This is a genomic window from Streptomyces sp. NPDC048441, assembly GCF_043200235.1.
GTDB lineage: Bacteria > Actinomycetota > Actinomycetes > Streptomycetales > Streptomycetaceae > Streptomyces.
In genome coordinates, this window is sequence record NZ_JBICXM010000005.1 from 424,305 (window position 1) to 438,546 (window position 14,242).

Consider the following 14,242-nt stretch of genomic DNA (forward strand, 5'->3'; position numbering starts at 1 on the left):
CCGTAGCCCGTTGGGAGGGCGACTGCGAGGGAGAGCGGACCGCCCCTCCAGACACTGACTGTCAGCCCTCGCCAGTAGGCTGTCAGACATGGCAGACCCCTCCAGCTACCGCCCCAAGCCGGGACAGATCCCCGACTCGCCGGGGGTCTATAAGTTCCGCGACGAACACCGTCGGGTGATCTACGTAGGCAAGGCGAAGAGCCTGCGCCAGCGCCTGGCCAGCTACTTCCAGGATCTGACGAACCTCCACCCGCGCACCGCCACCATGGTGACGACGGCCGCCTCCGTCGAGTGGACGGTGGTCTCCACCGAGGTCGAGGCGCTCCAGCTCGAATACTCCTGGATCAAGGAGTACGACCCTCGGTTCAACGTCAAGTACCGCGACGACAAGAGCTATCCGTACCTCGCGGTGACGATGAACGAGGAATTCCCGCGCGTGCAGGTGATGCGCGGCCACAAGAAGAAGGGCGTCCGCTACTTCGGTCCCTACGGACACGCGTGGGCGATCCGCGACACCGTGGACCTCCTCCTGCGCGTCTTCCCTGTACGGACCTGCTCCGCTGGAGTCTTCAAGAACGCCGAGCGCACCGGCCGCCCCTGCCTCCTCGGCTACATCGGCAAGTGCGCCGCGCCCTGCGTGGAGCGGGTCTCCCCGGAGGAGCACCGCCAACTCGCCGAGGACTTCTGCGATTTCATGACGGGCCGTACAGGGACGTACATCCGCCGCGTGGAGCGCCAGATGGCGGACGCCGCCGAGGACATGGAGTACGAGAGGGCGGCCCGTCTGCGCGACGACGTCGGTGCCCTCAAGAAGGCCATGGAGAAGAGCGCGGTCGTCCTCGCCGACGCCACGGACGCCGATCTGATCGCCCTCGCCGAGGACGAGCTGGAGGCGGCCGTCCAGATCTTCCACGTCCGCGGCGGCCGGGTGCGCGGCCAGCGCGGCTGGGTCACCGACAAGGTCGAGGCGGTCACCAGCGGTGACCTCGTCGAGCACGCCCTCCAGCAGCTCTACGGAGAGGAGAGCGGGGACTCCGTACCGAAGGAAGTCCTCGTCCCCGCGCTGCCCGACCCCATAGAGCCCGTCCAGGAGTGGCTCACCGAGCGCCGCGGTTCGAACGTCTCCCTGCGCATTCCGCAGCGCGGCGACAAGAAGGCGCTCATGGAGACCGTGGCGCGCAACGCCCAGCAGTCGCTCATGCTGCACAAGACGAAGCGCGCCTCCGACCTCACCACGCGCTCCCGCGCCCTGGAGGAGATCGCCGGGGCGCTCGAGCTCGACAGTGCCCCGCTGCGCATCGAGTGCTACGACATCTCGCATCTGCAGGGTGACGACGTCGTGGCCTCGATGGTCGTGTTCGAGGATGGCCTCGCACGCAAGAGTGAGTACCGCCGTTTCCAGATCAAGGGCTTCGAGGGCCAGGACGACGTCCGCTCGATGCACGAGGTGCTCACGCGCCGCTTCAAGCGCTACCTCGCCGACAAGGAGAAGACGGGGGAGTGGTCCCCCGATGAAGGGGAGGGCGTCACCGACGAGACGAACGGCGGGTCGAACGGCCTGACCGAGGAGGACGGCCGCCCCAAGCGCTTCGCCTACCCGCCCCAGCTCGTCGTCGTGGACGGCGGCCAGCCGCAGGTCGCGGCGGCCCAGCGCGCCCTGGACGAGCTCGGCATCGACGACATCGCGGTCTGCGGCCTGGCCAAGCGCCTCGAAGAGGTCTGGGTGCCCGGTGACGACGACCCGGTGATCCTGCCGCGCACCAGCGAGGGCCTGTACCTTCTCCAGCGGGTGCGTGACGAGGCGCACCGCTTCGCGATCACCTACCAGCGCGCCAAGCGGGCCAAGCGCTTCAAGGCCGGGCCGCTGGATGCCGTGCCGGGCTTGGGCGACGCGCGCAAACAGACGCTGATCAAGCACTTCGGTTCGGTGAAGAAGCTGCGATCCGCGACAATCGACCAGATCTGCGAGGTTCCGGGCATAGGCCGCAAGACGGCAGAGGCGATCGTGGTGGCCCTGGCCAGTGCGGCTCCCGTGGCGCCCGCCGTGAATACGGCGACCGGAGAGATCATTGAAGACGAGGAACCCGCCCGCGCGGGAGCCTCAGGCAGCGAAAGCGGCACAAGCGAGGAGCCCGTGTCCGCGGGCACCTCAGAGGAACGACGGGGGCAGGAGACATGACCGAGCACGACGAAGGCGGCGAGCAAGAAGTGAGTACGGGCACGACGATCACGCCAGGTGAGGCCGCCGAGGTGGCGATCCCCGAGCTGGTGATCATCTCCGGTATGTCCGGCGCGGGACGCAGCACCGCCGCGAAGTGTCTGGAGGACCTCGGCTGGTTCGTCGTCGACAACCTGCCGCCCGCGCTGATCCCCACCATGGTCGAGCTCGGCGCCCGCTCGCAGGGGAACGTGGCCCGCATCGCGGTCGTCGTCGACGTCCGTGGTCGCCGCTTCTTCGACAATCTGCGCCAGTCCCTCGCGGACCTGGAGGCGAAGAACGTCACCCGGCGGATCGTCTTCCTGGAGTCCTCGGACGACGCCCTGGTGCGCCGCTTCGAGTCGGTCCGCCGCCCGCACCCGTTGCAGGGCGACGGCCGCATCGTCGACGGCATCGCGGCCGAGCGAGAGCTCCTGCGCGAGCTGCGCGGCGACGCCGACCTGGTGATCGACACGTCGAGCCTGAACGTCCACGAGCTGCGCGCCAAGATGGACGCCTCCTTCGCGGGTGACGAGGAACCCGAGCTGCGGGCCACCGTCATGTCCTTCGGCTTCAAGTACGGCCTGCCGGTCGACGCGGACCTCGTCGTGGACATGCGCTTCCTGCCCAACCCCCACTGGGTCCCGGAGCTGCGCCAGTACACCGGGCTCAACGAGGAGGTGGCGGCGTACGTCTTCAACCAGCCCGGCGCCAAGGAGTTCCTCGACAGGTACGCCGAGCTGCTCCAGCTCATCGCCGCGGGCTACCGCCGCGAGGGCAAGCGTTACGTGACGATCGCGGTCGGCTGTACGGGCGGCAAGCACCGCTCCGTCGCCATGTCGGAGAAGCTCGCGGCCCGCCTCGTGGCCGAGGGTGTCGAGACCGTTCTCGTCCATCGGGACATGGGGCGAGAGTGAAGGCTTCCCTGCGGCTGAACCGCCTGGGCCGCAAGCGGGGCACCCAGCCCAAGGTCGTGGCGCTCGGCGGCGGGATGGGTCTCTCCGCGTCGCTCACAGCGCTGCGCCGCATCACCGGCGACCTGACCGCCGTGGTCACCGTCGCCGATGACGGCGGCTCGAGCGGGCGGCTCCGCGACGAGCTCGGCGTCCTGCCGCCCGGCGACCTGCGCAAGGCGCTCGCGGCGCTGTGCGGTGACGACGACTGGGGCCAGACATGGTCCCGTGTCATCCAGCACCGGTTCCAGTCCAAGGGCGACCTGCACGAGCACGCGGTCGGCAATCTGCTGATCGTCGCCCTGTGGGAGCAGCTCGGCGATCACGTCCAGGCCCTCGACCTGGTCGGCAAGCTGCTCGGCGCGCACGGCCGCGTACTGCCCATGTCCGCGGTCCCGCTGGAGCTCCAGGCCCTGGTCAAGGGGCACGACCCGGAGCGCCCCGACGACGTGGACACCGTGCGCGGGCAGGCCACGGTGGCGCTGACGCCGGGTGAGGTGCAGTCCGTGCACCTCGTCCCGCACGACCCGCCTGCTGTCCCCGAAGCGGTCGCCGCCGTGCTCGACGCGGACTGGGTGGTGCTCGGTCCCGGCTCCTGGTTCTCCTCGGTGATCCCGCATCTGCTGGTCCCCGAACTGTTCGAAGCGCTGATCGAGACGAAGGCCCGCAGGGTGCTCTCGCTCAACCTCGCGCCACAACCCGGTGAAACCGATGGCTTCTCTCCGCAGCGTCATTTGGAGGTTTTGGCCCGACACGCCCCTAAACTCGCCCTGGACGTGGTGCTGGCCGACGACGCCGCCGTGCCCGACCGTGAGTCACTCACCGATGCCGCCAAGCGGCTCGGCGCCACGGTCGAGCTGGCGCCGGTGGCCAGGCACGATGGCACTCCGAGGCACGATCCGGAGCTCCTGGCCACCGCGTACGACCGTATTTTTCGGATGCATGGAAGGATCGGCCCATGGCGATGACGGCAGCGGTGAAGGACGAGATCTCCCGGCTTCCCGTCACCCGGACCTGCTGCAGGAAGGCAGAGGTCTCGGCCATCCTGCGGTTCGCGGGCGGCCTTCACCTGGTGAGTGGCCGGATCGTGATCGAGGCGGAGCTGGACACGGCGATGGCCGCGCGAAGGCTGAAGCGGGACATTCTTGAGATTTTCGGGCACGGCTCGGAGCTGATCGTGATGGCTCCCGGCGGGCTGCGCCGAGGTTCGCGCTATGTCGTGCGCGTAGTGGCGGGCGGCGACCAGCTGGCCCGCCAGACGGGCCTCGTGGACGGCCGCGGACGGCCCATCAGAGGCCTGCCGCCCCAGGTGGTCTCGGGGGCCACCTGTGACGCGGAGGCGGCCTGGCGCGGGGCGTTCCTGGCGCACGGTTCGCTGACCGAGCCGGGGCGTTCCTCCTCTCTCGAGGTGACCTGCCCGGGGCCCGAGGCGGCGCTCGCTCTTGTCGGTGCCGCGCGCAGGCTGCAGATCGCGGCGAAGGCCCGTGAGGTGCGTGGCGTGGACCGCGTCGTGGTCAGGGACGGTGACGCGATCGGCGCCCTGCTGACCCGGCTCGGCGCCCACGAGTCCGTCCTTGCCTGGGAAGAGCGGCGGATGCGCCGCGAGGTGCGCGCCACCGCCAACCGCCTGGCCAACTTCGACGACGCGAACCTGCGCCGCTCGGCCCGCGCGGCGGTCGCCGCGGGCGCCCGTGTGCAGCGCGCCCTGGAGATCCTCGGCGACGAGGTGCCGGAGCATCTGGCGGCCGCCGGGCGCCTGCGCATGGAGCACAAGCAGGCCTCTCTGGAGGAGCTGGGCGCACTCGCCGAGCCGGTGCTGACGAAGGACGCGGTCGCCGGCCGTATCCGCCGGCTGCTCGCCATGGCGGACAAGCGGGCACAGGACCTGGGGATCGCGGGTACGGAGTCCACCCTGAGCGAGGAGCTCGCCGACAACATGGCTGTCTGAGAGACCCCATATCGCGTGGAGCCGCCGGTGCCGCACAGGCGCCGGCGGCTTCTTCGCGTCCTTCTCGTCTCGTCCTTCACGCCATATTGACATGATCATGAAGTATCACGAGCCTGGCGTTCGCACACAAATGTGATGGACAACCGCAAGGGGGGCTCATGAGACGAAGAGCGAGATCCAGAGCCAGTGTCAGATCGGTGATAGCCGCGGGGGCGCTGCTCATCGGCGGGCTCGTCGCCGTTCCGCAGGCCCAGGCCGACAGCGGGGCGAAGGCCCCGGCCGCCGATGATCCGGCGGCCGTGAAGGTCTACGAGGCCGAGGTCACCAAGAAGCAGATCCCGATCCTCATCGAGGCGGGCCAGGACGCCCACGAGCTCGCGGGGCAGGCCCCCGAGCGCGGCACCGCCCGCGTCGAGGTCTATCTGACCAAGGCGCAGGCCAAGGGCGTGGAGCGCGAGGGGGTCGAGCTCACCGAGCAGAAGGTCTCGGCCAGTACGGAGCAGAAGCTCAAGGCCGCGGGGGACGGCGTCTTCAGGCCGTACGGCGGCAAGGGCGGTCTCAAGGAAGAGATCGTCAAGACCGGGCAGGCCCACCCCGGCCTCACCAAGGTCGTCTCCATCGGCAAGACCCTCAAGGGCCAGGACATCCTCGCCCTGAAGCTCACCAAGGGCGCCGACAAGTCCAAGGACGGCTCCAAGCCCGCCACGCTCTACATGTCCAACCAGCACGCGCGCGAGTGGATCACCCCCGAGATGACCCGCCGCCTGATGCACCACTACCTCGACAACTACGGCAAGGACCAGCGCATCACCAAGCTCGTGGACTCCTCCGAGCTGTGGTTCGTGCTCTCCGCCAACCCCGACGGCTACGACTTCACACACGCTGCCGACGGCGACCGCCAGTGGCGCAAGAACCTCCGCGACATCGACGGCGACGGCAAGATCGCGGCGGGCGACGGCGTCGACCTCAACCGCAACTTCGCCTACAAGTGGGGCTACGACAACGAGGGTTCGTCCCCGGAGGCGTCCTCGGAGACCTACCGCGGCACCGGCCCCATGTCCGAGCCCGAGACCAAGGCGCTCGACAGCTTCGAGAAGCGCATCGGCTTCGCGTACGGGATCAACTACCACTCGGCGGCCGAACTGCTCCTCTACGGAGTGGGCTGGCAGGTCGCCACGCCGAGTCCGGACGACGTCCTCTACAAGGCGCTGAACGGCACCCCGGAGAAGCCCGCCGTCCCCGGCTACCACCCGCAGGTCTCGTCGGAGCTCTACACCACCAACGGCGAGGCGGACGGCCACGCGGGCAACATCAACGGCATGTCGATGTTCACCCCGGAGATGTCCACCTGCCAGACGGCCTCCAACATCGACCCGAACGACGCCTGGAAGCCCGAGGACTGTGCCTCCATCTTCACTTTCCCGGACGACGAGAAGCTGATCCAGCAGGAGTTCGCGAAGAACATCCCGTTCGCGCTCGCCGTCGCCGAGACCGCACTCCACCCCGACCAGCCGGTCTCAGTGACCGGCATCGAGGCCCCCGACTTCACGCCGGACGCCTTCACGACGTCGTACGCGCGCGGCGGTGACCAGGAAGTCGCCGTCACCGCCCGCAAGTCGGTGCGCGACAAGAAGCTCAACTACCGCGTCAACGGCGGCCGTACGCAGGGCGACGGCGTCAAGGCCTGGAAGGGCGGCGAGACGTACGGCGGCAAGGACAACCTCCACTTCGACGAGTACCGCGCCGACGTCGAGGGCGCACGCGTGGGCGACAAGGTAGAGGTGTGGTTCACCGGACGCACCAAGAAGGGGCGCACGGAGAGCGAGCACTTCACGTACACCGTCGCCGAACGCCCCAAGGCGAGCACCCTCGTCGTGGCCGAAGAGGGCGCGGCGGCCACGCAGGCCCAGAAGTATGTCGACGCCCTGAAGGACAACGGCCGTTCCGCCGTGGTCTGGGACGTCGCCAAGCAGGGCACCCCGCACCCACTCGGCGTCCTCTCGCACTTCTCCGCGGTCGTGCACTACACCGGCGACCCGGTGCCCACAGCGGCCACCCAACTCGCCCTGCGCGCCTACCTCAACGAGGGCGGCAAGCTGATCGAGTCCGGTGAGCGCACCGGCGGCAACGTGGACCTCGGGGGAGCACTCTCCGACGACTTCGCGCAGTACTACCTCGGCGCGTACGAACGCCTCTCCGCACCCGGCGCCAACAGCTTCACCGGCAGCGGCGCGCTGAACGGCGTCAGCACCCCGCTCGCCGCGGCCGACACCAACCCGCTGGACAAGGCGGGCCGTTACACCGTCACGTCCGACAGTCTGCCCGCCGACAAGTTCCCGCAGTTCAAGAGCTCGGCGGCAGGCAGCTACCCCGGCCTGAACAACCCGTACGCGCCCTTCGAAGGCCAGGGCATGGCATCGGCGACCCACGCCGACCAGGACTGGAAGCGGCTGACCCACACCATCGACCTGACCGGAGTCTCGGCCGCGGACGCGCCGGAGCTGCGGTTCGCGCTCAACTGGAACCTCGAGCCCGGCTACGACCACGGAGTGCTCGAGGCGCACACCACCGGCGCCGACGACTGGACCACGCTCCCGGACAAGAACGGCAACTCGTCCCAGACCGTGCCCGCCGAGTGCGGGGCCGGGTTCTTCATCAACGGCCACCCCTTCCTGCGCCACTACCTGACGCAGTCGGCGACCGGCTGCACGGCGAGCGGCACCAGCGGCGCCTGGAACAGCTTCACCGGGTCCTCCGGCGGCTGGAAGCCCGTCGCGTTCGACCTGAGCGCCTACGCGGGCAAGAAGATCGAGGTCTCGCTCAGTTCCATCACCGACCCCTCCAGCGGAGGCCGCGGCCTCTTCGCCGACAACGCGCAGATCGTCGTCCGCGGCAACGCGACGGAGACCGAGGGATTCGAGTCGGGGCTCGGCACCTGGGCCGTCTCCCCGGCCCCGGCCGGAAGCCCCAATATCACAGGCGACTGGGCGCGGACGGGGGAGCTCTACAAGCCCTATGCGGCCGTCACAGCGCGTGACAGTGTGCTGCTCGGCTTCGGGTTCGAGCATGTGCCCGGAAAGGCCGAGCGCTCCGCTCTTATGGGCGCCTCCCTTGCACATCTGCGTCGCTGACGCTGCGTAGTCAGGATCGAGATTCCGGCGGCTCGTATTCCTACTCGGGGGTACGGGCCGTCGGCCCCCGTCGATGTCACCCCAAGGCCATCAGAGAGGTAGGGTCGGAGGCGGTCGGGGACATCCCATACAACTCGCCGGCGTCTGAAACCGGCGTACCAACGAGGAGATCGGTTCGTGACGATCCGCGTAGGCATCAACGGCTTCGGCCGCATCGGGCGCAACTACTTCCGAGCGCTGCTTGAGCAGGGTGCGGACATCGAGATCGTGGCTGTCAACGACCTGGGTGACACCGCGACTACGGCGCACCTCCTTAAGTACGACACCATCCTGGGCCGTCTCAAGGCCGAGGTGTCGCACACCGAGGACACCATCACGGTCGACGGCCGCACCATCAAGGTGCTGTCCGAGCGCAACCCCGCCGACATCCCGTGGGGCAAGCTCGGCGTCGACATCGTGATCGAGTCGACGGGCATCTTCACCAAGAAGGCCGATGCCGAGAAGCACATCGCCGGTGGCGCCAAGAAGGTTCTCATCTCGGCTCCGGCCAAGGATGAAGACATCACCATCGTGATGGGCGTCAACCAGGACAAGTACGACCCGGCGAACCACAACGTCATCTCGAACGCGTCCTGCACCACCAACTGTGTGGCGCCGATGGCGAAGGTTCTCGACGAGAACTTCGGCATCGTCAAGGGCCTGATGACGACGGTCCACGCCTACACCAACGACCAGCGCATCCTGGACTTCCCGCACTCGGACCTGCGTCGCGCCCGCGCCGCCGCCGAGAACATCATCCCGACCACGACCGGTGCCGCCAAGGCCACCGCTCTGGTCCTTCCGCAGCTCAAGGGCAAGCTCGACGGCATCGCGATGCGCGTCCCGGTCCCGACCGGTTCCGCCACCGACCTGGTCGTGGAGCTCCAGCGCGAGGTCACCAAGGACGAGGTCAACGCCGCGTTCAAGAAGGCCTCCGACGACGGCGACCTCAAGGGCTTTCTCACTTACACCGAGGACCCGATCGTGTCCTCGGACATCGTCGGCGACCCGGCGTCCTGCACCTTCGACTCCTCCCTGACCATGGTCCAGGAGGGCAAGACGGTGAAGATCCTCGGCTGGTACGACAACGAGTGGGGCTACTCCAACCGCCTCGTCGACCTCACGGTCTTCGTCGGCGGTCAGCTCTAAGCATCAGCATCAGAGCAGGCACCTCGATGTGAGCACAGGGTCCGGACCGCGCAATACTGCGTGGTCCGGGCCTTGTTGCACGTCAGCCCTCTTAAGGAGTCCTGGAGTCCAGCCATGAAGACGATCGACGAACTTCTCGCCGAAGGGGTCGAAGGCAAGCGGGTCTTCGTCCGCGCCGACCTCAATGTGCCGCTCGCCGACGGCACCATCACCGACGACGGCCGCATCCGCGCTGTCCTGCCGACCATCACCAAGCTCGCCGACGCCGGCGCCAAGGTGATCGTCGCCTCGCACCTCGGCCGCCCCAAGGGCGCCCCGGACCCGGTGTTCTCGCTGCTGCCCGCCGCCGAGCGCCTCGGTGAACTCCTGGGCAAGCCCGTGGCGTTCGCCCAGGACACCGTGGGTCCCGCCGCGCACGACGCGGTGAACGGTCTCGAGCCCGGCCAGGTCGCCGTCATCGAGAACCTCCGCTTCAACGCGGGCGAGACGTCCAAGGACGACACCGAGCGCGGCGAGTTCGCCGACCGGCTCGCCGCCCTCGCGGACGTCTACGTAGGCGACGGTTTCGGCGCCGTGCACCGCAAGCACGCTTCGGTGTACGACCTCCCGGCGCGCCTGCCGCACTACGCCGGCTACCTCATCGCCACCGAGGTCGGCGTCCTGAAGAAGCTCACCGAAGACGTCAAGCGCCCGTACGTCGTCGCGCTCGGCGGTGCCAAGGTCTCCGACAAGCTGGCCGTCATCGACCAGCTGCTCGGCAAGGCCGACCGCCTCCTCATCGGCGGCGGCATGGCCTACACCTTCCTCAAGGCCCAGGGCCACGAGGTCGGCATCTCCCTCCTCCAGGAGGACCAGGTCCCGAAGGTCAAGGAGTACATCGAGCGCGCGGAGGCGAACGGCGTCGAGCTGGTCCTCCCCGTCGACGTGCTCGTCTCCACCGAGTTCCCGGACCTGAAGACCAAGGCCCCGGCCAATCCCACCACGGTCGCCGCGGACGCCATCCCGGCCGACCAGGAGGGTCTCGACATCGGACCCGAGACCTGCAAGCTCTACGCCTCGAAGCTCACCGACGCGGCCACCGTCTTCTGGAACGGTCCGATGGGCGTCTTCGAGCACCCCGACTACGCCGAGGGCACCAAGGCGGTCGCCCAGGCTCTCCTCGACTCCCCGGGCTACACGGTCGTCGGCGGTGGCGACTCCGCCGCGGCCGTCCGGACCCTGGGCTTCGACGAGAACGCATTCGGCCACATTTCCACCGGCGGCGGCGCTTCCCTCGAATACCTCGAGGGCAAGACGCTCCCCGGCCTCGCCGCACTGGAGAACTGAGACCTGATGACTACGCGTACCCCGCTGATGGCGGGCAACTGGAAGATGAACCTCAACCACCTCGAGGCCATCGCGCACGTCCAGAAGCTCGCCTTCGCCCTGGCCGACAAGGACTACGACTCCGTCGAGGTCGCCGTCCTGCCGCCCTTCACCGACCTGCGCTCCGTGCAGACGCTGGTCGACGGCGACAAGCTCAAGATCAAGTACGGCGCCCAGGACATCTCGGCGCAGGACTCCGGTGCCTACACCGGCGAGATCTCGGGCGCGATGCTCACCAAGCTGAAGTGCACGTACGTGGCCGTCGGTCACTCCGAGCGCCGCCAGTACCACGACGAGACCGACGAGATCTGCAACGGCAAGGTGAAGGCCGCGTACAAGCACGGCCTGACCCCGATCCTCTGCATCGGCGAGGGCCTGGACATCCGCGAGGCCGGCCAGCAGATCGAGTACACCCTGGCCCAGCTCGACGGCGGTCTGAAGGACGTACCTGCCGAGCAGGTCGAGTCCATCGTGATCGCGTACGAGCCGGTGTGGGCCATCGGCACCGGCAAGGTCGCCACCCCCGAGGACGCCCAGGAGGTCTGCGGCGCGATCCGTGGCCGCCTCGCCGAGCTGTACTCCCAGGAGCTCGCCGACAAGGTGCGCATCCAGTACGGCGGCTCCGTGAAGTCCGGCAACGTGGCCGCGATCATGGCGCAGCCCGATGTCGACGGCGCCCTGGTGGGCGGCGCGGCTCTGGACACGGACGAGTTCGTCAAGATCGTCCGGTTCCGCGACCAGTGAGTATGCGGTAGCGCCGATACGTCGTACCCTTGCGGGGGCCGGGCGGCTTCTCACCAAGAGGCACCGGCCCCCGTCGTCGATACAGAGCCGATTCAGATCCGAGGAAGTTGGTCCAGCCGTGGTTATGGGGTTCTCGATCGCCCTGATCGTCTTCAGCCTGCTGATGATGCTGCTGGTGCTGATGCACAAGGGCAAGGGTGGCGGTCTGTCCGACATGTTCGGAGGCGGTATGCAGTCGTCCGTCGGCGGCTCTTCTGTCGCCGAGCGCAACCTCGACCGCATCACTGTCGTGGTCGGTCTTGGCTGGTTCGCATGCATCGTCGTGCTCGGCCTGTTGATGAAGGTGAACAACTGACCGCGAAAGCGGCTTGATTGCTACCTTGCTAAAGCTTCGCTTAAAGCCCCATGTACGGTGCGCGCCTCACAACGCGGATTATCATGGGGCTTGCGTGTCGGGGTGAGGGTGTAACTCCGAACACTGGACGCGCGTTGGGCCTTACGTAGACTGAGGCGCCCGCAGCAGCACCATCACGCAGGGAGTTACGACCGTGGCAAGTGGCAACGCGATCCGTGGAAGTCGGGTCGGGGCGGGGCCGATGGGCGAGGCCGAGCGCGGTGAGTCCGCGCCGCGACTGCGCATCTCCTTCTGGTGCTCCAACGGACACGAGACGGTGCCCAGCTTCGCCAGCGACGCGCAGGTTCCCGATACTTGGGACTGCCCCCGCTGCGGCTTCCCCGCTGGTCAGGACCGGGACAACCCGCCGGACCCGCCGCGCACCGAGCCGTACAAAACGCATCTGGCGTACGTACGTGAGCGGCGCAGCGACGCGGACGGCGAGGCGATTCTCGCGGAGGCGCTGGCCAAACTGCGGGGCGAGATCTAGAGCGTGCGAAGGGCCGGGCATCCGAGGATGTCCGGCCGCTGTGTTTTTCATGCGGCGTTTACTGGCACGTGTCCGGACAGACAGCTTCAGAGATCTCATATCGGGCCCTGATCAATTAGGTTGGAACGTGCAGCGGGGCAAGGTACGTACACAGGTACGAGAGAAGGCTGAAGTCCGAGATGAACGCAGAAAGCCGCGCCAGGCTCAATCAGACGCCCGAGTGGACGGCGCTCGGCAAGCACCGTGAGCAGCTCGGTGATGTGCAGCTTCGTGAGCTGTTCGCCAAGGATCCGGCGCGCGGCACCGGCTACACGCTCCAGGTCGGCGACCTGCACATCGACTACTCCAAGCACCTCGTCACGGACGAGACGCTGACGCTCCTGCGCGAGCTCGCCGCGGCCACCGATGTCTTCGGCCTGCGGGACGCCATGTTCCGTGGCGAGAAGATCAACACCACCGAGGACCGCGCGGTCCTGCACACCGCGCTGCGCGCCCCGCGGGGAGCGGTCGTCGAGGTCGACGGCGAGAACGTGGTGCCCGCCGTGCACGCCGTGCTCGACAAGATGGCCGCCTTCGCGGACAAGGTCCGCTCCGGCGAGTGGACCGGGCACACCGGCAAGCGCATCAAGAACATCGTCAACGTCGGCATCGGCGGCTCGGACCTCGGTCCCGCCATGGCGTACGAGGTGCTTCGCTCCTTCACCGACCGCGACCTCACGGTGCGCTTCGTGTCGAACGTCGACGGCGCCGACCTGCACGAGGCCGTGCGGGACCTGGACCCGGCCGAGACGCTGTTCGTCATCGCGTCGAAGACGTTCACCACGATCGAGACCATCACGAACGCGACGTCCGCGCGCGACTGGCTCCTGACCGGCCTGCGCGCCGACCAGAGCGCCGTCGCCAAGCACTTCGTGGCCCTGTCGACGAACGGCGGCAAGGTCTCCGACTTCGGCATCGACACGGCCAACATGTTCGAGTTCTGGGACTGGGTCGGCGGCCGCTACTCGTTCGACTCGGCGATCGGTCTCTCGCTGATGATCGCCGTGGGCCCGGACGCCTTCCGCGAGATGCTCGACGGCTTCCACCTCGTCGACGAGCACTTCCGCACGGCGCCCGCCGATTCCAACGTGCCTTTGCTGCTCGGCCTGTTGGGCGTCTGGTATGGGAACTTCCACGACGCCCAGGCGCACGCGGTCCTGCCGTACTCGCACTACCTCTCCAAGTTCACCGCCTATCTCCAGCAGCTGGACATGGAGTCCAACGGCAAGTCCGTCGACCGCGAAGGCGAGCCGGTCGACTGGCAGACGGGACCTGTGGTCTGGGGCACGCCGGGCACGAACGGGCAGCACGCGTACTACCAACTCATCCACCAGGGCACGAAGTTGATCCCGGCCGACTTCATCGGCTTCGCCGAGCCCGTCGCCGATCTGCTGCCGGGCCTGGTCGCCCAGCACGACCTCCTGATGGCCAACTTCTTCGCGCAGACGCAGGCGTTGGCCTTCGGCAAGACGCCCGACGAGGTGCGTGCCGAGGGTGTGCCGGACGAACTCGTCCCGCACAAGACATTCCGGGGCAACCACCCGACGACGACGATCCTCGCCAAGGAACTGACGCCGTCGGTTCTCGGCCAACTCGTCGCGCTCTACGAACACAAGGTGTTCGTGCAGGGCGCCGTGTGGAACATCGACTCCTTCGACCAGTGGGGCGTCGAGCTCGGCAAGGTCCTCGCCAAGCGCATCGAGCCCGCGCTCACCGAGGGTGCGGACGTGCCGGACCTCGACGGGTCGACGACGGCGCTCGTCGCCAAGTACCGGACACTGCGGGGGCGTTGA

At 68.1% G+C, this 14,242-nt stretch carries 11 protein-coding genes; all 11 read left to right on the forward strand.

Annotated features, from left to right (window positions below; genetic code table 11):
• The first annotated feature begins 88 nt into the window (after positions 1-88).
• The 11 genes from uvrC (at position 89) to pgi (ending at position 14,242) form a co-directional block, all read left to right on the forward strand.
• Positions 89-2,179 carry an excinuclease ABC subunit UvrC gene (uvrC, locus tag ACGFSB_RS15630; protein ID WP_393398807.1) on the forward strand — a complete coding sequence of 697 codons (2,091 nt, stop codon included), beginning with the start codon at positions 89-91 and terminating at the stop codon, positions 2,177-2,179.
• On the forward strand, positions 2,176-3,114 hold the full coding sequence (gene rapZ, locus ACGFSB_RS15635; RefSeq protein ID WP_393398809.1) for an RNase adapter RapZ: 939 nt from the start codon (positions 2,176-2,178) through the stop codon (positions 3,112-3,114). The genes uvrC and rapZ overlap by 4 nt, the downstream gene beginning before the upstream one ends.
• A complete protein-coding gene (gene yvcK, locus ACGFSB_RS15640; protein WP_393398811.1) occupies positions 3,111-4,118 on the forward strand; it encodes a uridine diphosphate-N-acetylglucosamine-binding protein YvcK in 1,008 nt (335 codons plus the stop codon). Before rapZ ends, yvcK begins: the two co-directional genes overlap by 4 nt.
• Positions 4,109-5,098: a DNA-binding protein WhiA gene (gene whiA, locus ACGFSB_RS15645; RefSeq protein WP_393398813.1), complete on the forward strand. Its 990-nt coding sequence runs from the start codon at positions 4,109-4,111 to the stop codon at positions 5,096-5,098. The genes yvcK and whiA overlap by 10 nt, the downstream gene beginning before the upstream one ends.
• Positions 5,099-5,256: 158 nt before the next feature.
• Positions 5,257-8,229, forward strand: coding sequence for a M14 family zinc carboxypeptidase (locus ACGFSB_RS15650; RefSeq protein WP_393398815.1), 2,973 nt, complete (start codon positions 5,257-5,259; stop codon positions 8,227-8,229).
• Positions 8,230-8,406: 177 nt separating this feature from the next.
• On the forward strand, positions 8,407-9,417 hold the full coding sequence (gene gap / locus ACGFSB_RS15655) for a type I glyceraldehyde-3-phosphate dehydrogenase (protein WP_393398817.1): 1,011 nt from the start codon (positions 8,407-8,409) through the stop codon (positions 9,415-9,417).
• Between the two features lie 114 nt (positions 9,418-9,531).
• Positions 9,532-10,743 (forward strand): phosphoglycerate kinase, encoded by a 1,212-nt coding sequence (locus tag ACGFSB_RS15660; RefSeq protein ID WP_393398819.1) that lies wholly within the window; start codon positions 9,532-9,534, stop codon positions 10,741-10,743.
• Between the two features lie 6 nt (positions 10,744-10,749).
• A complete protein-coding gene (gene tpiA / locus ACGFSB_RS15665; RefSeq protein ID WP_393398821.1) occupies positions 10,750-11,526 on the forward strand; it encodes a triose-phosphate isomerase in 777 nt (258 codons plus the stop codon).
• Positions 11,527-11,650: 124 nt separating this feature from the next.
• Positions 11,651-11,881 carry a preprotein translocase subunit SecG gene (gene secG / locus ACGFSB_RS15670; protein WP_393398823.1) on the forward strand — a complete coding sequence of 77 codons (231 nt, stop codon included), beginning with the start codon at positions 11,651-11,653 and terminating at the stop codon, positions 11,879-11,881.
• Between the two features lie 193 nt (positions 11,882-12,074).
• Positions 12,075-12,410, forward strand: a complete 336-nt coding sequence (locus tag ACGFSB_RS15675) for an RNA polymerase-binding protein RbpA (RefSeq protein ID WP_078077905.1) — start codon at positions 12,075-12,077, stop codon at positions 12,408-12,410.
• A gap of 179 nt (positions 12,411-12,589) precedes the next feature.
• Entirely contained in the window at positions 12,590-14,242 is a 1,653-nt protein-coding gene (pgi, locus tag ACGFSB_RS15680; RefSeq protein WP_393398825.1) for a glucose-6-phosphate isomerase, read from the forward strand.

What these genes read in the sequence shown, in the direction of transcription:
- uvrC (WP_393398807.1), top strand. Translation starts at nt 89, where the DNA reads ATGGCAGACCCCTCCAGCTACCGCCCCAAGCCGGGACAGATCCCCGAC.
- rapZ (WP_393398809.1), top strand. Translation starts at nt 2,176, where the DNA reads ATGACCGAGCACGACGAAGGCGGCGAGCAAGAAGTGAGTACGGGCACG.
- whiA (WP_393398813.1), top strand. Translation starts at nt 4,109, where the DNA reads ATGGCGATGACGGCAGCGGTGAAGGACGAGATCTCCCGGCTTCCCGTC.
- ACGFSB_RS15650 (WP_393398815.1), top strand. Translation starts at nt 5,257, where the DNA reads ATGAGACGAAGAGCGAGATCCAGAGCCAGTGTCAGATCGGTGATAGCC.
- ACGFSB_RS15660 (WP_393398819.1), top strand. Translation starts at nt 9,532, where the DNA reads ATGAAGACGATCGACGAACTTCTCGCCGAAGGGGTCGAAGGCAAGCGG.
- tpiA (WP_393398821.1), top strand. Translation starts at nt 10,750, where the DNA reads ATGACTACGCGTACCCCGCTGATGGCGGGCAACTGGAAGATGAACCTC.
- secG (WP_393398823.1), top strand. Translation starts at nt 11,651, where the DNA reads ATGGGGTTCTCGATCGCCCTGATCGTCTTCAGCCTGCTGATGATGCTG.
- pgi (WP_393398825.1), top strand. Translation starts at nt 12,590, where the DNA reads ATGAACGCAGAAAGCCGCGCCAGGCTCAATCAGACGCCCGAGTGGACG.